The sequence below is a fragment of the Chitinophaga horti genome, assembly GCF_022867795.2.
GTDB lineage: Bacteria > Bacteroidota > Bacteroidia > Chitinophagales > Chitinophagaceae > Chitinophaga > Chitinophaga horti.
In genome coordinates, this window is the sequence record NZ_CP107006.1 from 1,739,912 (window position 1) to 1,762,147 (window position 22,236).

General features: G+C 52.1%; 10 protein-coding genes. 2 read left to right on the forward strand and 8 right to left on the reverse strand.

Annotated elements, in window-relative coordinates; translation table 11 throughout:
* Nucleotides 1-6: 6 nt before the first annotated feature.
* From MKQ68_RS07100 to MKQ68_RS07120, 5 genes are all read right to left on the reverse strand, one after another.
* Nucleotides 7-363, reverse strand: coding sequence for a hypothetical protein (locus MKQ68_RS07100; RefSeq protein ID WP_244844336.1), 357 nt, complete (start codon nucleotides 361-363; stop codon nucleotides 7-9).
* 202 nt (nucleotides 364-565) lie between these two features.
* Nucleotides 566-1,318 carry a hypothetical protein gene (locus tag MKQ68_RS07105; RefSeq protein ID WP_244844337.1) on the reverse strand — a complete coding sequence of 251 codons (753 nt, stop codon included), beginning with the start codon at nucleotides 1,316-1,318 and terminating at the stop codon, nucleotides 566-568.
* A gap of 17 nt (nucleotides 1,319-1,335) precedes the next feature.
* Nucleotides 1,336-2,895 carry a RagB/SusD family nutrient uptake outer membrane protein gene (locus tag MKQ68_RS07110; RefSeq protein WP_264282683.1) on the reverse strand — a complete coding sequence of 520 codons (1,560 nt, stop codon included), beginning with the start codon at nucleotides 2,893-2,895 and terminating at the stop codon, nucleotides 1,336-1,338.
* An 11-nt stretch (nucleotides 2,896-2,906) separates the two neighbouring features.
* Nucleotides 2,907-5,981 carry a SusC/RagA family TonB-linked outer membrane protein gene (locus tag MKQ68_RS07115; protein ID WP_264282684.1) on the reverse strand — a complete coding sequence of 1,025 codons (3,075 nt, stop codon included), beginning with the start codon at nucleotides 5,979-5,981 and terminating at the stop codon, nucleotides 2,907-2,909.
* A 112-nt stretch (nucleotides 5,982-6,093) separates the two neighbouring features.
* Nucleotides 6,094-8,886 carry a TIM-barrel domain-containing protein gene (locus MKQ68_RS07120; RefSeq protein WP_264282685.1) on the reverse strand — a complete coding sequence of 931 codons (2,793 nt, stop codon included), beginning with the start codon at nucleotides 8,884-8,886 and terminating at the stop codon, nucleotides 6,094-6,096.
* Nucleotides 8,887-9,345: 459 nt separating this feature from the next.
* Between MKQ68_RS07120 and MKQ68_RS07125 the strand changes: the two genes are divergently transcribed.
* Nucleotides 9,346-9,762: a hypothetical protein gene (locus MKQ68_RS07125; protein ID WP_264282686.1), complete on the forward strand. Its 417-nt coding sequence runs from the start codon at nucleotides 9,346-9,348 to the stop codon at nucleotides 9,760-9,762.
* Nucleotides 9,763-10,068: 306 nt separating this feature from the next.
* Here MKQ68_RS07125 and MKQ68_RS07130 read toward each other — a convergent pair whose 3' ends face one another.
* Nucleotides 10,069-14,097: a hybrid sensor histidine kinase/response regulator transcription factor gene (locus MKQ68_RS07130; protein WP_264282687.1), complete on the reverse strand. Its 4,029-nt coding sequence runs from the start codon at nucleotides 14,095-14,097 to the stop codon at nucleotides 10,069-10,071.
* 293 nt (nucleotides 14,098-14,390) lie between these two features.
* Between MKQ68_RS07130 and MKQ68_RS07135 the strand changes: the two genes are divergently transcribed.
* Nucleotides 14,391-15,359 (forward strand): pectinesterase family protein, encoded by a 969-nt coding sequence (locus MKQ68_RS07135; RefSeq protein ID WP_264282688.1) that lies wholly within the window; start codon nucleotides 14,391-14,393, stop codon nucleotides 15,357-15,359.
* A gap of 38 nt (nucleotides 15,360-15,397) precedes the next feature.
* On the opposite strand, the gene MKQ68_RS07140 is transcribed toward MKQ68_RS07135, so the two are convergent.
* Both MKQ68_RS07140 and MKQ68_RS07145 read right to left on the reverse strand, forming a co-directional pair.
* A complete protein-coding gene (locus MKQ68_RS07140) occupies nucleotides 15,398-16,312 on the reverse strand; it encodes a PorP/SprF family type IX secretion system membrane protein (protein WP_264282689.1) in 915 nt (304 codons plus the stop codon).
* A gap of 30 nt (nucleotides 16,313-16,342) precedes the next feature.
* Nucleotides 16,343-22,054 (reverse strand): T9SS type B sorting domain-containing protein, encoded by a 5,712-nt coding sequence (locus tag MKQ68_RS07145; RefSeq protein ID WP_264282690.1) that lies wholly within the window; start codon nucleotides 22,052-22,054, stop codon nucleotides 16,343-16,345.
* Nucleotides 22,055-22,236: the final 182 nt, after the last annotated feature.

Consider the following 22,236-nt stretch of genomic DNA (forward strand, 5'->3'; position numbering starts at 1 on the left):
TAGGCACTAAAAATACCCATCCTTCATGCCCTCTTTAAAGCTCTCCCGGCATGCATAAGCAATAAGGCAACCTGCAATATCGTCCACCTCTTTATTAGCGCCGGTATTTTCAAAACTCACTTCCAATAATTCAATTTCGATTGCATCGATGCCAGGATCTATATGATCAACAATAGCCATGAGGCCTAAAATTTTGTTGTTTTCTTCTGCTCTTAATTTATAAACCTCATGCTGTTTGTAACTATTCCAGTTGAACCATTTGAACCTTGTTTTTTCTTTGAGGATTAACTTAAAATCAATGGAGGTCACTCGTTCTACTACTGCTTCGATCAACTCGTTTGTGACTAGATGTTTTACTTTCATTCAGTCTCATTTAGCTGCCCATTCAAAGTTACAATTTCCTCTTCTATTTACAAAAACGTAAATTATTTTACCTGATAAGTGATTAATATACAAGTTCTAACGGTTTTATATTCAGAAAAAGAAATCCCCCGCAGCGTCGCGGGGGATGGGGAGATCAACAAGCAATCGTTCCCTTGTGCGTATGAAAACTGTGTGTGCCAGGTTAATACGTAAAGCCTTTACGTTTGAACAGCCAGAGGTTACGCCAGCCATCGCCTTGTTCCACCAGGGTGAGTTCATTGTTATTGATCTTCGCGATGGTGTAGCTAATGTTTTTGCCGTTGCTGATGTCGCTGCCGGTAATCTTGATGGTTTTATTGGTCGTGTCTAAAGCGAAAAAGCCTTTCTCGGTTTTGCCTTTGCTGATCTTAGAGAAGTTGGCGGCACCATTCAGGTCGAAGGTCATTTCGTCGTTGATCACGCCCCAGCTGGTAAGGTCGGGCACGCCGACACGCCACCATTCGGGGGTGAGGGCGGCACCGGAACCATTACCGTAGCAGGCGCCGTTAGGCTCGTCTACCGCCCATACCCAGGTTTTACCGGTAACGCCGTTGGTCAGCTGGTTCCACATGGCGTTGCTGAAGTAATTGGCGTCGTTTTTTGTAACGGTTACATTGGCGGAGTCTTTCACGGGGCCACCCTGACTGTAAGCATAGAACTTAATGTTGTAGGTGCCTGCAAAAGGAAGGATGATGGTGTCCTTTTGTTTGTTGGAAATGCCAATGCCATAATCCCAATAGGCGATGGTGCCAGGCGTTTGGTTGTCGAGCATGACTTTATTGTCGTAGCCTGCCTGTTGTGTAACAGAGAATTTCAGGTCCGGGCGCTCTACGGGTGCAGGCAGACTGTCGCGGTCTTCGCGCGGGTCGCAGGCGGTGAGCAGGCAGAGTGCGTATATTAAACGAATGTGTTTCATGATCGTAGTTTTTGTGGTTACAGGCTCCAGCCGTCGTTTTGTTTTAAGGTGCCGTTACTCAGGTTGATCTGCTTTTGTGGTATCTGTAGCAGGCCTTTGGTCTCGGCACGGAAGTCTACTTTAAACTGTGCATCGCTGCTCGGATTGTCAATCGCCTGCTTGGCCACGGTCACGCCCTGGCGTAACAGGTCCCAGTAACGAAGGCCTTCCAGCGCCAATTCCAGCCGCCTTTCCTGCATGATCAGCGCTTTGCCTGCGGCGTCGTTGGTGAGCGGTTTGCGATGTGTGATATTGCGGAAGGCACGGTCGCGCACGGTGTTGTAATAGGTTTGCGCTTTCGTGAGATCGCCGTCGAGTTCGAGTTCTGCGGCCATGAGCAACACATCTGCATAACGGATCACGACGTAATCATAAAAGTTATCGATCTGGAAATCGCCGCCCACATCTTCGGGCTTCAGGTCGTTCATGGGCATGTATTTCTTCCAGAAGTAGGTGGTGTACTGCGGGAAGGTTTCGGGGTAGGAGAGGTTTTCGTCATTAATAGAGATGATGCTGCCTGTCCTCCGGGTATCGCCGGTTTCATAGGCGGCATACAGTTTCGGATTCACCGTCGCCGCACCCCAGCCTTTGTAATAGGGCGCCACTACTTTGTTACGAATGCCGATCATCACCATCATGCGGTTGCCGTCGTTCTTGTTCCAGTCTTTCAAACCAAGATGGGTGAACTTGATGGCGAATACGGTTTCTTTGTTATCCTCTTTTACGAAGTTTGCACCGGCTGACTGCCATAGTAAGGGGAACGAATCAATAATGCCATAACCGCTGGTATTGATCAGTTCCTGCAGATAGCCTCTCACTTCGGCTTTGGTCGTTACGCCCGCGAGGTCGTTTTGGGTATAGTAGCCGGTATAATAGAGGTACACGCGCGCCAGTAAAGCCTGCGCTGCCCAGCGGGTCACGCGGCCGTAATCGGCTTTGGGGATAGCGCTGTAGGCGGTAGCGGGCAGGTTAGCGATGGTGTACTCGAGGTCTTCTGCAATGAATTTGTATACTTCTTCTGGTTTGGCCTGTGGCTGATAGTATTCGGTAGGGTCCAGCGGTTTGGTCACCAGCGGAATGTTACCGAACATACGTACCAGGTCAAAGTAAAAGTACGCACGCAGGAAGCGGGCTTCGGCTGTATAGCGCACTTTGTTGGCGCTGTCGGTGCCCCAGTCTACGTTGCCGATATTGGCCAGCAGCACGTTTGCACGGTAAATGCCCTGGTAGTATTTCGTCCACGGGCCATCATTGGTGTTGATGTCGTTTTCGAATCGATCCCACCGTTTCCACGACATGTCCGACTCACCGCCGCCGCCAAAACAGTTGTCGCTGGCGATTTCGGAGATGAGGTGAATGTTGTCGAAGCCACCGAGTTGCAGTACGTCATACACGGCGCTTAAGGCTTCCAGCGCGTCTTTTGGTGTTTTATAAAAGCTTTCGGTAGTTCTTTTGTTGATCGGGTCCCGTTCCAGGAAACTCTTGCTGCACGAGGCGGCAATTACGGTTACCAGCAGGGAAATGAATATCTTTTTCATACAAACGATGTTTAGAATTTAACATTGAGGCCTGCCATCAGGGTTTTAGGTTGCGGATAGGTGCCGATGTCGATACCGGAAGCCCAACCCGTAGGGCCATAACCTACTTCCGGGTCCATGCCCCTGTATTTGGTAAACGTCAGCAGGTTTCCTCCGGAGATGTAGATGCGGCATTGCTGTAACGGCGCGTTCTTCAACAGGCTTTGCTTCAGGTCGTAACCCAGGTTGATGCTGCGCAGGCGCAGGAAGGAAGCGTCGTGCACGAACAGGTCGGAGGCGCGGTTGTAGTTCAGGTTCTTTTCGTCGGCAATGGTCATGCGCGGCAGGCGGTTAGAGGTGCCTTCGCCGGTCCAGCGGCCGAGAATGTCGGTGGTGTAATTGCTGATGGGCCGCGAGAAATCACGGATGCCGTCATACACCTGGTTGCCTGCAACCCCATACACGTAAACAGACAGTTCCAATCCCTTGTAACCTACGCTCAGGTTCATGCCGTAACTCACGTCCGGATTAGGATTGCCGATGATGGTCTTGTCGTTCGCATCGATCACACCGTCGCCGTTGCGGTCAACGAAACGTACGTCGCCAGGCACCGCATCCGGCTGAATCCTTTTCCCTCCCTTGTCTACATAACTATTTACTTCATTCGTGTTCTGGAAAATGCCCGCTGTTTTCAACCCGTAGAAGTAACCCATCGGGAAGCCTTGCTGCGCACGGTAAAATTCATCTGCCCCAACGAAATTAATACCCGCTTCACCCTGGATGATTTTTTCCAGGTTAGGAATATCGATCACGGTGTTCTTATTGAAAGTCACATTAGGATTGATTTTCAGCGCTACGTCGCCGAATGTGTGGTTATAGCCAAGACTGATTTCCACCCCTTCGTTACGCACGCTGCCACCGTTGATCATGGGCGGATTGGCACCCGCGAGTGCGGGCACAGGCGGCGCGATCAGCCAGTCTTTGGTGGTTTTGCGGTACCAGTCTGCCGTCAGACTGAAATCGCCGAACAACTGTGCATCCAGGCCAATGTTCGATTGCTCGGAGGTTTCCCATTTCAGGTTTGGATTGGCCACGCGGTCGGGCGAAGAGCCTACGAATTTCACATCACCATCGCCAAAGTAGTAGTCTTTATTGGTAGAAGTGATGGTCGCCAGGTACAGGAAATCGTCTGTGGGCTGATTACCGTTCTGTCCCCATCCCGCGCGGATCTTCAGGAAGCTGAGCCAGGGCGCCTGCATGAACGTTTCGTTACTGGCCACCCATCCCGCAGAAACTGAAGGGAAGTACCCGAAACGATTGTTCACGCCGAATTTGGTCGACCCATCTGCCCGGAATATACCCGTGATCATATACTTCTCCGCATAGTTATAACCCACGCGGCCGAAGTAAGATACCAGTGCGCTTTCGCTACGACTGCCGTTCACTTTGCGGGTTTCCTCGTTCGTGCCATTGTCGATGATCGCATGGTCAAAGTCCAGCATCAGCAGGTCTTCTTTCGAACCACTCATGTTGAATCCGTTAAATTCGTTGGCAGTCATGCCCGCCAGTAATGTCAGCGCATGTTTACCGAAGGAACGCTGGTAGGAAATAGTGTTATCCCAGTTCCAGGTAGCGTATCTGCCCATATCCTGCGCCGCGCGGGAAAGGTTGTTTACTACGTTGGTCGACAGGTTATAAGCGGGGTAAAAAGCATTGCCCGACACAAAGTTCGCATCCAGTCCAAAGTCGCTGCGCAGTTTCAAACCCGGGATGGGCTCCAGTTCCAGGTAAGCGTTGCCGAGGAAGCGATCAGATTTTGTCCTGTTGTTATAGGAGTAAAACATCAGCGCTACGGGGTTGGTTTCATCGGGGTTGAAGTTCGATTTAGCAAACTCGCCGGTAGAATCATACACGGGGAAAAGCGGGCTTACGTTGATAACTGAACGTAAGGTGTTGCTGTAAATGTTACCAACACCCACGCCTTTTTTGTTCGACATCGTATAGGTGAAGTTCTGCCCGAAACGCAGCACATCCTTATAGAGTTTATGTTCGGTACTCAGGCGAATGTTCACGCGCTCGTATTCCGATTGACCTTTAAAACCGATCACACCGGCCTGTTTCATATAACCGATGGACGTCGAGTACAGCGATTTCTCAGAGCCGCCGGATACTGTGAGCGTGTGACTTTGCATCGGCGCATTCTTGTTATACATCTCTTCCTGCCAGTCCGTGCCCTTGCCCAGGCGTTCTATCTCGCCCAACGTAAAGTACGGCGGCCTGCCCGAGTTGATCGCCGCTTCGTTCATGATGATCGCATATTCTTTCGCGTTCAGCAACGGCAGCTTGCGGGCGGGGTTCTGCACGCCATAGAAGCCGTCATACGCAATGCTCATATCGCCTTTGCGGCCTTTCTTGGTCGTGATGAGGATCACCCCATTCGCCGCACGTGATCCGTAAATCGCGGCAGAAGCGGCATCCTTCAACACGTCCATCGAAGCAATGTCGGAGGCGTTCAGGTAGCTGATGTCGCCGGTAGGTACGCCGTCTACGATGTACAATGGATCCGAATTACCCACGGTACCCGTACCACGGATGCGCACCTTCATGGCTTCGCCGGGTTGGGCGGAGTTCGTGGTGATCTGCACGCCGGGTGTTTGACCCTGTAATGCCTGGTCTACGCGCAGCGTATGCGTTTCCTGCAGGTTTTCGCCCGCTACGTGGCCAATAGCGCCGGTGTTGAGTTTACGTTTTTCTGCACCGTAACCTACTACCACTACCTCATCCAGGCCAGTGGTTGTTTCTTCCAGCTGGATGGTGAGTGTAGTGCGGCCGTTTACGGCGATTGTCTGTTTTACATAACCGATGAGCGTTACTTCCAGCGAATCGGAGGCTTCCACCATTACCTGGAAGGTGCCGTCAGCGCCGCTTACAGCGCCTGTACGCGTGGCTTTCACCATTACGTTTACACCTGGCAGCGGTGAGTTGTCATTAGCCGAAAGCACCTTGCCTTTCAGCGGTTGCCTGTCGCGCCGGGTAGCGCCTGCCGTGGTGGCGAACAGGAGGAATAGGAGCAGTAAGGCTCCGTGGAGTTTGTACACGTTTTTCATAACAAGAGAATTTAGAAGATGGATGCCGCCTCGTGCTTTTGAGTCTTATATCCATGCTGTCGGGGAACGGGCGGTGTGCGTTGCTCTTACGTAGTTTTAATAGTTATCGTGGTCACAGGCGCTGCGTCTGCGCCTTCCCGTTATATTTTATGTTGATACTTGTTGTCATTTCCGGATCGAAGCCTTTGGCCTGTTTGGGGTGTATGTACACAACGCGGAACAGGCGGTTGATGCCCATGCCGGGGAAGCTGCCTGTCCTGTCACCGATCTGCAGTACTTTGTCCGCCTCATTATACCGGAAGGGAATGCTGCTGAACTGTCCTTTTTCATACTGGTAATTCACGCCTTCATCTTCGTACAGCTCGAACGAGGCGTCGCGGCCGCCGTAAACGAACAGCGTAAGTGTATCTGCCCGTTTCTCACCCGTGTATTGTATGGCCGGGCCGGCAGGTATAATGCTGCCATCGCGTACATACAGCGGCAGGCGGCCTAATGGCGCGTCGGCATTGATCGATTGCCCGCCTGTTAAGTGTTTGCCGGAGTAGAAGTCGTACCAGTTACTGCCCGCGGGGAGGTACAGGCGGCGCTGGCGTGCTTTATAATTATATACCGGGTTTACCAGCAAAGAAGGCCCAAACATAAACTGGTCGCCGATGCTGCGCACAGCCGTATCCTGCGGAAAGTCCATAACCAGCGCCCGCATCATGGTGTAATCCTTATGATGCGTGTGGCCCGCCAGTGAGTAGATATAAGGCATCAGCCGGTAACGGAGCCGGTTATAGTACACCATCGATTTATATTCTTCGCTGCCTTCCGGAGCGATGTTAAACACTTCACGATACGGAAACTGCCCGTGAGAGCGGAACAGCGGGCAAAACGCACCATACTGGAACCAACGGGTATTCAGCTCTCGCCATTCGGTTAACGCCTCGCCCTTTGGCGCGGGCTGGTCGTATTTATTTTCCACGAAGAAGCCACCAATATCGGTCGTCCAATAAGGCAGGCCGGATAAAGACATATTCAGCCCTGCCGGTATCTGCCTTTCCATTTCGTCGAAGCGCGCAGCAATGTCGCCACTCCAGCTGGCTGCACCGTAACGTTGCAGTCCCGGGAAGGCCGTGCGGGTAAGGATGAACACGCGTTGATCATTGTTCGTCGCACGTTGCCCCTCGTATACACCTTTGGCATTCATCAGCGTGTACCCGTTAAAGTATTGTTCAGCAGGACCTAAAGCCGTAGGCCCCATCAGCGTTTTGCGGTGTTGGATGCTCGAATTGGAATAGATGTCCGGCTCGGAAGCGTCCAGCCACCAGGCGTCTACGCCTTTGCTGAACAGGTGCTGGTCCATCAGTTGCCAGAAGAGTTTGCGCGCTCCGGGATGGAATGCGTCGTAGAACGTAGATACATATCCCTTACCGATCCAGTCGCGCTGTTTATCTGCAATATTTTGTTTGTACAGCCAGCCCTTTTCGTCGAACAGCTTGTAGTTCGGAATACCTTCGTAAAACTTCGGCCATACCGATATCATAAAATGTGTGTGATACTTTTGATGCAATTCGCCGATCATACCCTTCGCGTCCGGGAAACGATGTTCGTCGAACTGCTGACTGCCCCAGGCGTCTTCTTTCCAGTACGACCAGTCCAGCACGATATTATCCAGCGGGATCTTTTTTTCCCGGAACGTTTTCACCGTTTGCAGGATCTCGTCCTGCGTTTTATACCGCTCCCGGCTCTGCCAGAAGCCCAGCGCCCAGTTAGGCAGTAGAGAAGCCTTACCCGTAAGCGTGCGGTATCCGCCAATCACCTCATCCAGGTTTTGCCCGTGAACAAAGTAGTAATCGATCTTTTCGGCCGCCTCCGAACTCAGGCTCATTTTATCTTTCAGCTCTGCCGAAGGCCCCAGCCAGTTGATCGAAAAGAAAGACTGGTCCGACTCCGGTATCCATTCTATTTTAAGTTGATGTGGTGTTTGTGCTTCGATGATGCTCGGCCCGGGGTTCCAGCTTTCGCGCCAGCGGTCCAGCCGAAGCTGTCCATCCACCCAGATCTTTATGTACCCAGAAGCGGTGGTGTAGAACTTGTACAGGCCATTTTCCGCTGGTGTAAGCTTCCCCTCCCATACCACCTTACCCTTTGCCAGCGGAAATCCTTTGGGTAATCCTTGCAGTGACTCGATGTAGGTATAGGCAATATCCTGTTCCTGCCGCGCCGTATGCACCTTACCCGCCACCGAATAAGTCGCTTCCACGTCGCCCAGTTCCCCGATAGCCCTCGGTTTGCGGTCGTCTCCAAAACGCGTGATCGCATAATTGTCCCATAAAATACCATAGTTACGGCTGGATACCAGGAAGGGCACCGCCGCGATAGCGTTATACTGTGTGAGGTCTACGTCTTTATCCTTGTAATTCATCAGCCCCGTTTGCGGTTGACCAAGGCCGTAAAAAGCCTCATCTTCGGGCGATTCGAACGTCTGCTTTATCGCGTATAGTCCCTTTGAAGCAGCAGCACGGAAACTTTTACCCCCGCCGGCCTTTTCCTGGAGGATAAGTTTTCCGTCCGCGTCGCGGAACGTCACCTCACCGCTGCTCAGCTGCACCGAAGCCGTGAGCGACGCCGTCTTGAGCGTCACCTTGTCGGCATCTTCCGTACTTTCCCATTTTACCCCCGGTACACCCGTGGTAACCACCATTAAACTGGGCGTTTGGGAAAAAGTATCGCCCGCACTAGCCGTTACGTGAATGATCTTGTCGGATACCACCTGCAGTTTTACCTGCCGGGCACCTCCGGAAGTGGGGGACGCAAGTTGAATAAGCAGCCCGTCGGGAAGTTTTTCGACCTTCCCGGGCTGCGTGCGAAAGGAGAATAGAACGATAAGTACCAGGAGCCCTGTCATACTGATTTTCATACGCGGTGGAATTGTGATACGTGTATGGCAAATGTAGCGTGGTGGTGCATAGGCAGTGGTATGGGTATGTTTTCGATTGGGGTGCGATTTGTTAACCGGGAGGGGGAGAAAAGTTGCCCGGAGGGGGTGGATTTGTTAATGAAAGGTGGGTGGTGTAAATTTTCGTCCGGATTATCTAACCCGGGTGTAAGCCTATTTCTGGAAGAAATTGAGGGTTTTTCCAGTGCACGGAACCATCACTGGACCATCACTGAACCATCACTGAACCATCCGAACCCCTTTGTCCGGATAGTCAATATGGGAAAGATGAGGTTGATGGATTAACTTGAGGATTTAATCCGCCAAGTGTAATAAATACACTTTTGACCCGAGCGGTAATTTATTGTAGCGGATTATGTTGATGACACTTATTGTTTAGTAGTTAGGCTCACCCTCATCAGGCCCCGTGTTACCCGCGCAATGAAGCTGCTAACGCTTTTCGCTGTGATACTTTTCGTGGCGGCTATAGCTGGCGTGTTTATAGACGGACCTCGTTGGCTACTTTTCTTCGTTATTCCAGGGTGTGTGTTGATGACAATAAGCGCTCTTCTCAGAGATTATGAGGTGATTGGTTCTATATTGCTGGCACCAGGTGAGATTTCCGTTCACAATCACGATAGGTTACTTGTATTCCGTCTTGGAGAAATAGATCAGGTCGGGTGGCAAGTCGGATACTGTGATCAACACCATGTAGGTGAAAATATTCCGGTGATTTACCTGCCCGGAAATGATACAGTTTTGTTTCCGGATGAAACCGTAATGGTGGAGATCATTGTATTAAGCATCCTCTTTATTGCTTCAGCTATCTACGTCTTAATAATCATCCGTCGAAACTAACGCTTTTTACAGCCATAAATGATGGCTGTCTCTGCATCGTTCAAACCCTCCACCACACGAATTCTCACTCCAAAAATGTCACGTTGTCCCTACCTCAAACTCACTCGCCCCTACCTTCCCATCACCACAATTCCCTCACCTTTGCACTGCCCGCAATCACCGGTCAACAGTGCCCGGTGCGTGCGATTACAACCGTCGAAAGGACGGATGTACCATGCACTGGCGGTGCAGTTCTTTGACATATTGGTTAGAAAAATCTGGCTGGCTTACCGTATTGGTAGGGGAGTGCGGGGCTCCCTTACCTTTTTATCCCTTAAACTTCGCTGCATAAGCGGAAGGCAATACCTTAAACTCATTCTTAAAATACCTCGCGAAGTACTTCGGATTGTTGAATCCTACTTCATAAGCCACTTCCGCCACGGTTAGCTGACTCTTTTCGAGCAGACCGGCGGCGCGTTTCAGCCGAATAAGACGGATGAACTCAAGTGGGGTTTTACCGGTAAGGGCCAGTATCTTTTTGTAAGCGGTCACGCGGCTCATGAACAGGGCTTTGCTGAGGTCTTCTACAGAGAAGTCGGGGTTGCCGATGTGCTGTTCTACGATGGCGGTGGCTTTGGCCATCAGCTGCTCGTCCGCAGGCGTTATCTCGGGCTGGGAGGGGTTCACCTCCAGTTTCTTACGATAGGTGTCCCGCAGGGAGGCTTGCTGGGCGATGATGTTCCGCAACCGCGACAGCAGCATACCGAAGTTGAACGGTTTGGTGATGTAGTCGGTAGCACCCAATTCCAGGGCTTCTACCTGGTCGGCTTCGGCGGCGCGTGCGGTAAGCAGTACGATCGGGATATGGGCAGTGTCGTGGTTGCGGCGCACTTTGCGGCAAAACTCGAGGCCGTCCATGCCGGGCATGGCAACGTCGCTCACGATGAGGTCGGGGAGTTGCTGTTGCAGCAGGTCCCAGGCTACGCGGCCGTTTGGTGCTTCGGTAATGTGGAAGTAGAGGCGCAGATTGTCTTTCAGGTAAAAGCGGAAGTCTTCATTGTCTTCCACTAACAGGAGTGCAGGCTTTTTGCCGGTGCGCACTGCCACAGGGGCTGGCTCGGGAATGCCGGTGGCCATTACTTCGCTTTGGGGTGCTGTAACGGCGGGTAAATGAGCATCACCGAGCGGGAACAGGATGGTGAAACAGCTGCCGGATTCCGGGGCGCTATCCACCGATATAGTGCCGCTGTGGAGTTTGACGAACTCGCTGGTGATACTCAGACCGATACCGCTGCCCTGGTTCAGCAGGTCGCCGGGCAATTCATGCTGGAAGAAGCGGTCGAAAATGCGTTGTTGCTGTTCTAAGGGGATGCCGATTCCGGTATCTTTCACACTGATCTGGCAGGCTTCGGGCAGGCGTTGTACGCTGACGGTAATGCGGCCGTTATCTGGTGTAAACTTAAAGGCGTTGGAGAGTAGGTTGAAGATGATCTTCTCCACTTTATCGGCATCGTAGGGCATGGGCAGCTCGCTCACATTGCTCTCGAAGTGCAGGCGGATGTGTTTCTTCTCCGACAGGTCGGAAAAGGATTGGGTGAGCTCACGCACGAAACGTACCATATCGCCTTCTGCCGTGTGCAGTTTCAGTTCCTGCATCTCCAGTTTGCGGAAGTCGAGCAGCTGGTTTACGAGGTTTAATAGTCTGCGGGCGTTGCGTTGTATGAGGGTAAGCTGTTTCTGAGATTGTTCATCATCGTTCTGCTTTTGCAACTTTTCCAATGGCGCAAGTATCAGGCTGAGTGGCGTACGAAACTCGTGGCTGATGTTGGTGAAGAAGCGGATTTTCAGGGCGTCCAGTTCATGCATACGCTGTGCTTCCTGCCGTTCCTGGGTAATGCGGAAACGCATCCGTTCCCGGTCGAGTAATATACGACGGGCGAGCCACAGGGCGCCGGCGATCAGCAGCGCGTACAGGCAAAAGGCGAGGGGCGAACGCCAGAAGGGGGGCTGCACGGTAATACGCAGGCTTTGTTCCTGCCCCTGCCACTCTCCATCGCTGTTCACGGCTTTCACGCGAAAGGTATATGTACCCGGATCGAGGTTGGTGTAGGTGGCTTTACGGTTAGTTCCTGCAGGCACCCAGTCTTTATCAAACCCCTCCATCTTATACATGTAACGGTTCTTCTCCGGGTGGAAATAGTTCAGCGCCGCAAACGATACGGAAAACACGTTCTCGCGGTGTTTTAGTTTGAGCGCAGGCAGTTGGGTGATGGCCTGTTCCAGTATCACGCGGCCGTTCAGTTTTTCACCGGCAGTAAGCTGGCGATTGAATATCTCGATCCCCGTAAACACTAACGGCGGTGCATATCCCGTAGCGGTAATCGCATCAGGGTAAAACAAATTGAAACCATTGGCCCCACCGAAAAGCAGCTCACCTTTACGGGTCTTCAATGCTGCATTCTCATTAAACTCTTTGCCCTGCAGGCCGTCTGCCTCGTCGTAATTCTTGAACCGGAATTGTTTAGTATCCACCCGGGTAAGGCCGCTGGTAGTACTCATCCATAACTGTCCCTGGTTATCTTGCAGGATGTTTAATACGGTGTTCTCCGGCAATCCATCTTCTTTACGGAATGTGCGGATGTCGCGCGTGGCGGGGTCATATAGGTTCAATCCCTCCCGCGTACCGGCCCATATACGGCGTTGCGCATCTTCGTACAGGCATATGACGTTATTGTTGCTTAACGCGCCGTTCCTTACAGATAGTGAATCGTATCTGCCCCCGGAAGGATCAAATATAGCGATGCCGTTTGCTGTACCTAATACCAGTCGCCCGTCTCGGTCCTCGATAATGGCCGCAATGTAATTCGACTGTGCCAGGCTTTGCCGATAGGTCGTAAAGTTGTTTTCCTTGGGTTGATACAAGGCCAGTCCACCGCCCAAAGTGCCGATCCACAGGCGCTGCCGGCTGTCTTCAAATAACTCCCAGATGTTGTTGTTCGGCAAGCTGTTTGCATCCCCCGGTTGCTGCCGGTAATGCACGAACCGGCCGTTCTCCATCCGGTCCAGTCCACCCGTATAGGTGCCTATCCAAAGCCGCTGCTGGTGGTCTATGAGCAAACTTACAATTACGTTATGGCTGATGCTCGACGGGTTGGCCGGATCATGTTTGTACTGCGTAAACCGCCCGCTGCCCCGGTCAAAGTAGATCAACCCGCCGCCATTGGTACCTATCCATAAGTTGCCTTTTGCATCTTCCACGAAACGGTTTACATCATCGAATGGCAGGCTTTGGGTGTGGTAGGATTGATGTTGATATAAAGGAAACTTCTCGATATTTTCATGATAATAGCTGATGCCTTTTTTATAGGTGCCTATCCATACAATGCCGCTGCTGTCGCGGTATAGCGAGGTAATGCTGTTCTGGCTTAAGCTCTTTGGGTTCGAGGCATTGTGTAGCAGGTATTGTACGCGCTGATCTTTTTTGTGGAGCAGGTTCACGCCGCCATGATCGGTGCCGATCCAGATCTGCCCTTTGTTATCCTGCGCCACACCGCGCACAATGTCGGTATTAAGTCCGCGCCCCTGCGCGTAATGCGTGACCTTGCCGGTACCGGTTTGCAGGTAATACACGCCGCGGCCTTCGCTGATGCAGTAAAGCCAGATGTCGCCGTCTGCATCGGCCATCAGTCCAAAATTCTGACCGGCTGCACCCTGCGCGAAATGGTAGCGCTGTAACACGCCACCATTGCCCGGATGCAGTTTCTCCACGATACCATTGTGATGCGCTACCCATATGTTGCCGCGCTGGTCTTCGGTTATAGCCGCAACGGTATCAGTGGCAATGGTGCTGAATCCTTTGTGACGCACGGCCAGCGTTTGGCCTGGCTGTGGATTATGCCGGTACAGTCCTGCGTTGGGATGAACAAACCAGTATTGCCCTTTCGCAGTTTTCAGTATCGAAGTAATGATGCCGGCAGGGATGTGCAAACGTTGCAACTCGGCCGCCGTATTACGGATAAACTTCTCGGTACGTGGATCATACAGGTTTTGCGTCGAGCCTGCGGACACCCACAGCAGTCCGCCCGGCCCCTCCGACAGTCTCGTCACGATGTCGTCGGATATGGTAGCGGAATCTCTCAGGTCATGACGAAATACTTTAAACTCGTAACCGTCATACCGGTTCAGGCCCGACATGGTGCTGAACCACATAAAGCCCTTGCTGTCCTGCAGGATATTATTTACCTGGTTGTTGGAAAGTCCCTGTGTAATATCGGCCCTGCTGAAAGGGAATGGATCGGTCTGTGCGGCTACATACAGTCGAACGAACAGTAATAATATGAGGATCAGGTATCTCATGAACGTGTGTGGAATCGGAATGTCTCAAGTTAACGAAAGAGCTTAAAAAAGAAAAAGGTTGAAAGAGTTCAACCTTTTATTGCTAAAATTCCACGTTATGACATTTTGAGGGTCATAATCTCTTTATAGTCTTTTATAGAAAATATCTAATGATATTAAGTGTTTATTTGACAATACAAAAATAAGAGGGAATCCATCGCTGACAAAAAATATCTTTTACCGGGAACGATTGCGTAAAAAAATAATCGCCTTTTTTCTTTAAGGGATAATTTGGGAGGATCAAAATTCCCGTTATGCACACTGCCCGTCTTTTGCTCCTAAGCCTGGTTTTGCTGATCACATCTTCCATAAAAGCCCAGACCAAGCACGATTTTGTGGTGGCACAGGATGGCAGCGGAGACTTCACAACGGTACAGGAAGCTATCAATGCCGTGCCGGATTTCAGGAAGAAGCCCACGGTGATCTTCATTAAGAAAGGTACTTATAAAGAGAAGCTGGTATTAGCTAATGGTAAAAACAACGTTACGTTCATCGGTGAAAGCCTCGAGGGTACCGTGATTACGTACGATGACTGGGCACAACGCAAAAACCGTTTCGGCGAAGATATTGGTACCAGCGGTTCATCGGGTTTCTTTATCCATGGTAACGATTTTACAGCTTTCAATATAACGTTCAGTAATACGGCCGGCCCGGTCGGACAGGCGGTGGTGGCAGTGTTCGTAAACGGCGATCACGCGCGGTTTTATAACTGCCGTTTCCTGGGTTTCCAGGACACGTTGTACACTTATGGCCATAACAGCCGTCAATATTATAAAGGCTGCTACATCGAGGGTGCAGTAGACTTCATTTTCGGCTCAGCCACCGCTGTATTTGACAGCTGTACGATTTACTGTCGCCGCGGTGGGTACATTACCGCCGCTTCCACGCCGGATACGAGCCGGTATGGGTACGTATTTCTTCATTGCAACATCACCGGCGATGCGCCCGACGGCTCGTTTTATCTTGGCCGGCCCTGGCGGCCTTATGCCAAAACGGTATTTATCGGCTGTAACATGCCGGCACTGGTAAAGCCAGAGGGCTGGCACAACTGGGGCAGTACGGATAAAGAGAAAACAGTCTTTTATGCAGAATATGAAAATAAAGGAGCTGGGGCAGATGCGAAGCGCCGGGTGCCATGGTCGCACCAGTTAAAAGATGCATCGGATTATACGCTGGAAAAGATATTCGGCGATTGGTGGAAGATCGCCGCGAGTGGAATATAAAAAGAAGGGCTGCCGGTGATGGCAGCCCTTTGACGTAATCAGTAAAGGTCCCTGAAGAGATTTATTGTTATCCCCAGTGTGAAGTTTGAATCGAGGTAGTTGCGTAAACCCGCTGTCTGCGAGGTATACATTAGTTGCAAGTTAACGGTTTCTTTCACATTAAAGCCAGCACCCGCCGTAAAATTTTTCGAGGTGTGGTACAGCCCGAACACGTTCAGTGCGTTCTTCAGGAAAGTGACGTTCGCACCCAGGTCGAACAGGTTGTCGTAATGTCTCACGCCACGGTAGGCCACTTTCGGCTCGATGGAAGTGGCATCGTCGGCCAGGTTAAACTTGTAGCTGGCAGCGGCGTAGAACGTAGCGCTGTTGGCGATCTGGCGGTTTTCTTCCTTCAGGTAGCCGGCAATGTTCGGCAAAGCCGCCTGTACATTCCAGTGCGCATCGGTATACGCCACCCCAAAGTCCCCGTCAAAGTAGTTGTCCCGACGGTTGAACAAACCCAGCGAGGGGTCGTTCGGATCTGCATTTACCGCCTTCGTATCCAGGCGGTCATAGCGGAAGCCGGCAGATACGCCGAAGTGAAGTTTCTGTTCGCCGGATGCGGTGAGCGGCAGGTGATAGGCATATGTAAGCGTCACACGGGAGCGGGAGAGCAGTCCGGCTTTGTCGAGCATCACATTTACGCCGGCACCTACGCGGCGGCCCACGTAATAATCACCGGTAAAGGCCATGGTAACGGGTACGCCGGGTGCGTTCTCCAGCTGGCGGCGGTAGCTGCCGTTTAGATGCAGGCCCGAGTCAACGCCCGCAAAGGCGGGGTTACCCAGGTATTGGTTCTGGAAATACTGCGATGGCAGCGGGTCTACCTGTGTAGTGGTATGACCAAGTTCCTGGGCGTGGCTGGTGCCGGCTGCGAGCAGCAGCGCGCAACCGGCTATGATAATACGTTTCATACGTTTGTTGTTTTTGAGTGTCATGGATAGTTATTTGTCACGAACTACAGTTACGAATCCTTTTACTTTCGGCAGCCCTGCACCAAAGTCAAGTATGTAATAGTAGGTGCCTTCTTCGAGCGGACGGCCGTTTACGCGGGCATCCCACTCGTTGCGGTAACCTTTCTTCACATAGATGAGGCGGCCGGAGCGGTCGAATATCTTCAGTTCATTTCCAGGATAGCTATCGATGTTTTTGATCACGAAGCGGTCGTTGATGCCATCGCCGTTCGGCGTCATCAGGTTGGTCGCATCTACTTTATAATCATCGGCAACGGTAACGCTATACTCCGTGCTGGCCGAGCAACCGGCACCATTGAATGCCGTTACGCGGTAAGTCGCGCTGGCAGACGGACGAATCACCAACTGGGCGTCGTTCTGGCCGGATACGATGTCGGCCGCGTTATCCCACACATAAGATGCGCCACCCGCAGCGGTGAGTGTCATGTTGATGCCTTTCGATGCCGGGTTCGCAGTACTTGCAGTAATCGTAGGCGCGGCAATGCTGGTTACACCCACATTGAAGCTACGGCTGAAAGTGTTGATACCACCATTTGCCGTGCCGCCATTGTCGGTGAGCGTTACTGTAACCGTAGCGGAACCGGTAGCACCCGTCACGAACCGTACATGTACACCGCTGGCATTTACCGTTAAACTGCTGAACAGCGCTGCGTTGTTGGAGCTGACGTCGTATGTAAGGGTTTGCGTCGTTTCCGGGCCGGCAGTGGCGCCGCTGAATGCAATTGTATAGGTGTTGTTCGTGGCACAAAGCGACTGATCGGTCAGCGCATCCAGGGTGGGCGCTTCGTTCACATCTCCAACCGTGATGATGAAGTTGCGGTCAAGCGTAAGGCCCTGGTTGGTCGTTGCCCTTACACGTATGCTGTAGGTGTTCTTCGTTTCGTAGTTAAAGCTGGCAGCAGCCTGCAGTTGGTCGCCGCTGATGACAAATGCGCTGTTGTCCGCATCGCCGGTGCCGCTTACGAGGCTGTAAGTAAAGGTAATGCCCGTTTCCGTAGTAGTAGCGCTCAGCGATCCGATGGTGGCATTTACAGCGTTGTTTTCGGCAATGCTGTTATTGCTCAATAACACGTCGGTCGGTGGCTCGGGAACGTTGGTTACGTTGATGGTGATGGATTGCGCGGTACTGGTATTGGCGCCGTCTGTCACGGTCAGTGTAATGGTGAAGGACGAGGTGGTTTCGTAATCCAGGTCGGCGGCATCGTTTACAGTAATGGCGCCGGTTGCTGCGTTGATCACAAAGGCATTGGTACCATTGCCGTTGGCGTCAACGTTAGTGGTGATCGTCCAGGACTGAAGGGTGCCGGTAGATCCTGGATCGGTGCCGGCTACGGTACCTACTGTTGTACCCGCGGTGCTGTTTTCAGCAACGGACAATGTTTGTCCGGCTGTAATTACAGGCGTTACTGCGTCTACCAGTATGCGGGTGGTAGCAGGCAGGGTAAGTGTGGTGGCGGCATCGTTGCCAGCCGCATCGCGTATGGTGCCGCTGTTGGCGGTAATGTTGTTGTTTACAGCAATCCCGTCACGGTCCAGGTTACCTGTCACCACCGTATAACGGAAAGTGAGCGAAGTGGCCGTGCTGCTAAGCAGGGCGGCCTGGTAGCTGTTGCCGCCAATGTTAAGGGTGATGAGTGGGTTGCCGGTGACAATTATCGCTTCGTCGTAGCTAACGGTGAAGTCGAGTGTTTCTCCTGCCGTATATATTTTATCCGCCGGTATGGTAACGGTAGTAATAGCAGGTGTGATGGCATCTACTGTTACGCCGGTGAGACTTGCCACATTGTTCAGTGTCAGTACAGCCGGGTTGGTGGCGATGTCGGTAATGTTGCCCGACAGTGCATTCAGCCCGATGCCATCTGTATCCAGTTCTCCTGTCGTTACAGTGTAGCGGAAGGTAAGTGCATTGCTGTTATTACCGCCGGTGTACAGTGCCTTTACCGCGCCGCCGCCAATTTGTACTTCCAGTTCAGGAATGCCCGTAACGGTTACTGTTTCATCAAAAGTTGCGATAAAGTTCAGCGACTGCCCGGTCCTGTAAGTACCATTCGCCGGTACAGATACGGAAGTAATCTTCGGTGAGATTCCGTCTATCACCAGCGCTTTGTTGGCACCGAGTGATCCCGCAGCGCCAGGGGCCGGGAGGGTTAGTACCGCAGGCAACCCTGCATGGCTGATGGTGCCGGTATTGAGCGTCAGTGCGGTGGCAGACAGGTAATCGAGGTCGGCCGAAGCGTCGCCGCTTTGAACGGTATAGTCGAAGGTCATTGTACTGCCGGATACCGAAGTAAAGTTGATGGTGCGGTCAGTAGTGCCGGTTTCGAGCGTCAGTTGCGGTGTGCCGGTAACGGTTACTGGCAGGTTGAAGGTAACTGTAACAGGGATCACCTCACCTGTTTTGTAGGTACCATTGGCTTTCGGGCTGCTTACAGCCGTTACTACCGGGTTCACCGCTACTACGTTGATGTTGATAATCCTGGTGTCGGTTAAACCGATGCCGGGGCCGGTATTCCCTTTGTCGTTGATTAGTATGGTAACCGTTGCCGCGCCATAATAGTTAGCAGTCGGACTAAATGATAGTGAACTGAGGGCGGCGTTTATGTCGGCCATAGTGGCGTCGAATTGCATGGAGGCAATATCGATGCCCGGACCGCCGGCGATAAATGCCAGGCCTGCAGTATTACTGAGGGTAAGTGTGCCGTTGGTCGCGGACACCGTAACCAGGGCTGTTGCGGGATTATCCACGTCGGAGGCTGATACCTGGTTGCTGTTAGCGGCATTGAAGTGCAGGGTATTGTTCATATCCACACTTTGCGTGGATGGCGCGGTTAAACGCGGCGCATCGTTCACCATTGATACTTGTATGGTCGAGGCGGAGTTGGTCACCCGTGCTGCACCACCGCTATTACCATTGTCGGTGATAGAAACGGAGAGCGACACATCGTTGACGTCGTTCAGGGCTGTCAGGTACGTTAATCCTTCGGCTGCGATATATGCGTTGATGTCTGCCAGCCTGCCGCTCAGCGTTAATGTAGTGGTGTTGTGGCCTGTAACGGTAACGCCGGCGCCGCTTGTCCCTCTGAGTGCGCCCCGTGCGGCAGTAAAGGTTACGGTTACCATTCCGCTTCCCGCGTCCACATCGCTAAAGGTGAAGGGGCGGAGGGATGTTTGAACGTCTTCTTCAACCGTGTAAAAAACCATGGAAGAAATTGTTGGCGCATCGTTCACAGGAGTAACGGTGAACGCAATGGTTTTGCTGTCGGTCAAACTGCCGCCGCTACCTGTATTGCCGCCATCATTAATGCTTACCGTAATGCTAACTGGCCCATTGAAGTCATTCGCCGGCGACCATCTCATCCTGCCGTCTGCTATGAAAGTATTGAGGTTGTTGAAGCTGCCCGTCAATGTCATAGTTGTGGAAGCGCCTGCGGCTGTTACGCCATTCCCGGGTAGCGCGGTGAATGAGCCGGTCGCTGTACTGAAAGTGACCGTAACGGGAGAGCTGCCTGCATCAACATCTGCGAAGCTCAACCCGGCAAACAGGTATTGATTGTCTTCCGGGTGAGACGGATTTACCGGGATGGTCACCACTGGCCCGTCGTTCACCGCGTCAAACGGGATGGTTAATGTTTTAGTATCTGTCAGCTGACCATTCGTATAATTCGTGCCGCCATCCGATACCTGGATATTGACGTACATGTTGCCGTTCATATTTGCCGCCGGAGTGTAAAAGATGTTACCGTTGAGGTAACTGTTAACAGCGGCGAGCGGACCGGAAAAAATGAGTTGCTGGGAGGTCGCTGCGATTTGTGTAAGAGAAGATGGCAGCGCATTTTGGCTGAGTGTGCCGGATGGTGCCACCATTGTTACCGTCACAGAAGGTGCAACGGCATTACCATCTGTGATGCTGATGCCGGTAAGGGTTAACGATACATCTTCGGTGCCGGTTAGTGTCGTTGGTAAATTAATCACCGGTGGCAGGTTCGTAGTCTGTACCGTGACCGGCAATGTGCTTGAGGCTGACCGGGCTGGTCCTCCTGCATTGCCATTGTCGTCAACCTCTATAGTAAGTACATTGGACACTACGCTGCTTACTAAAATACGCCCTTGCGTAAACATACTATTGATCGTAGGCAGCGGGCCGCTCAGCGTTACTGTATTCGCCGAAAATGAGACGGATACGCCGGGAAGTGCTGTGCCGGAGAAGTTTGCACCGGCCATGCGAAGGCTGACGGTGTAGGCAGCTACGGCATCTGCCTCCGCATCATCAAAGCTGATACCGGTTAATGCTGCCGGCAGTTGCCGTGCTATAGTCACAGAAGCCGGTGCACCGATTGTCGGCGCGTCGTTAGTCGCGTCGATGGTGACTGCAATGGTCCGTGTTACTGACTTTGCGCCACCATTACCGGTATTCCCATTGTCATTTAAGGTTAACGTAATCGTACGTGCTCCATTGTCATTGGCTTTAGGCTGATAGCTGATGGTGCCGGACGCCACCAGGTTGCGAAGATTGATGAGTGCCCCGTTCAGTACGAGCGTGGAAGTATTATTACCAGCTATGGTAACGCCCGTAAAGAGCGGGCTCGTGAAGGTGCCGTCGCCATCCGCTGATATCGTCATAGTCAGGTTGCCGCTACCGGCATCTTCATCATCTATGGTCACACCTGACAAACTGTGTGATGCATCTTCCGGCATGAGATAGCTGGTGGAGGTTAGCGTAATGGTAGGAGCATCATTCGTCCCGGACGTTACTACCACCGACACTGATATCTCCGCTGTTTTTGCACCGCCTGCTCCGGTATGGCCGCCATCATTCGTAGCAATCCGGATGTTTTCATCGAGTCCGGATAAGTTAGTATACTTAACGGCAGTGCCTGGATTGGCCATAAACGAACGGATATCCGAGTAAGCGCCGGTCAGCTGCAGGACCGCGGTATTATCACCGCTGACGGATACACTGCCGCTGCCCGTTGCATTAAATCTTCCCCGTGTGGAAGTAAAAGAAACCGTCACCGGTGAAGCGCCTTCCTCCGGATCATCTGCATTCACGCCGGTGAGGGTATACGCAACGTCTTCGGTTACGGAGATGGGTCCGTACGGATCGATCGTCGGACTATCATTCCCGGCATTTACCTGGAGGGTGAGCGGGATATTCACATCGTACAGGCCTGTCTGGTTTGTACTTAGGTAGATGAATTGAACGGTGCGGTCCAGCACGGAAGGCTCATCGCTGGTATTGGTGTAAGTAACCGCCCGAAGTATGGAAGAAATGATGGCCGGCGTAGCAGCAGGATAAAGATTGATCAGTATAGGGTTCGTGCCGTTTATGCTGCCGACAGGCGTACCGCCGTAAGTAATTTCATTGGCTATGCGGCCGATTTGTCCCGCACCAGCGCCGTCGTTCCGGATGCCCAGCACATCCTGTGTCGGCTCGTAGTTGGCTGAAAGTTGTATATGCAGCAGGCGGCCCGTTGTATTGGGATCAGTAGTAGTAAACGACGCACCCGGCGCCAGCGAAAGGATGGCCGGCGTGAGGGTCTGCGATTCATTGTAAACCGCGGTAGGGAAGTTGGAAAATTGCGCCACTGACGGCAAAGCCCATAACAGCGCTATCATCGTCACCAGGGTCTTCATCCAATTCGTCTTTCTTTTCAGGGACGTGAAAAAGTAAAATTCCTGCATTGTATCTCTGTTAGTGTGTGTCTTGTGAAAAAGCAAACGAAGCCTATGCTTCTCCAGGGAAGCCAGTTTCGGTATAGGGTTTGTCAAGATGGTGGTTAAAATCGGGAAGGTTGGGGGAATTACATCAGGATGAACTGGGCGTTGAGATAAATTGCTACATACTAATAACAACGCCCGGTTTT

What these genes read in the sequence shown, in the direction of transcription:
- MKQ68_RS07100 (WP_244844336.1), bottom strand. Translation starts at nt 363, where the DNA reads ATGAAAGTAAAACATCTAGTCACAAACGAGTTGATCGAAGCAGTAGTA.
- MKQ68_RS07105 (WP_244844337.1), bottom strand. Translation starts at nt 1,318, where the DNA reads ATGAAACACATTCGTTTAATATACGCACTCTGCCTGCTCACCGCCTGC.
- MKQ68_RS07110 (WP_264282683.1), bottom strand. Translation starts at nt 2,895, where the DNA reads ATGAAAAAGATATTCATTTCCCTGCTGGTAACCGTAATTGCCGCCTCG.
- MKQ68_RS07115 (WP_264282684.1), bottom strand. Translation starts at nt 5,981, where the DNA reads ATGAAAAACGTGTACAAACTCCACGGAGCCTTACTGCTCCTATTCCTC.
- MKQ68_RS07120 (WP_264282685.1), bottom strand. Translation starts at nt 8,886, where the DNA reads ATGAAAATCAGTATGACAGGGCTCCTGGTACTTATCGTTCTATTCTCC.
- MKQ68_RS07125 (WP_264282686.1), top strand. Translation starts at nt 9,346, where the DNA reads ATGAAGCTGCTAACGCTTTTCGCTGTGATACTTTTCGTGGCGGCTATA.
- MKQ68_RS07130 (WP_264282687.1), bottom strand. Translation starts at nt 14,097, where the DNA reads ATGAGATACCTGATCCTCATATTATTACTGTTCGTTCGACTGTATGTA.
- MKQ68_RS07135 (WP_264282688.1), top strand. Translation starts at nt 14,391, where the DNA reads ATGCACACTGCCCGTCTTTTGCTCCTAAGCCTGGTTTTGCTGATCACA.
- MKQ68_RS07140 (WP_264282689.1), bottom strand. Translation starts at nt 16,312, where the DNA reads ATGAAACGTATTATCATAGCCGGTTGCGCGCTGCTGCTCGCAGCCGGC.
- MKQ68_RS07145 (WP_264282690.1), bottom strand. Translation starts at nt 22,054, where the DNA reads ATGCAGGAATTTTACTTTTTCACGTCCCTGAAAAGAAAGACGAATTGG.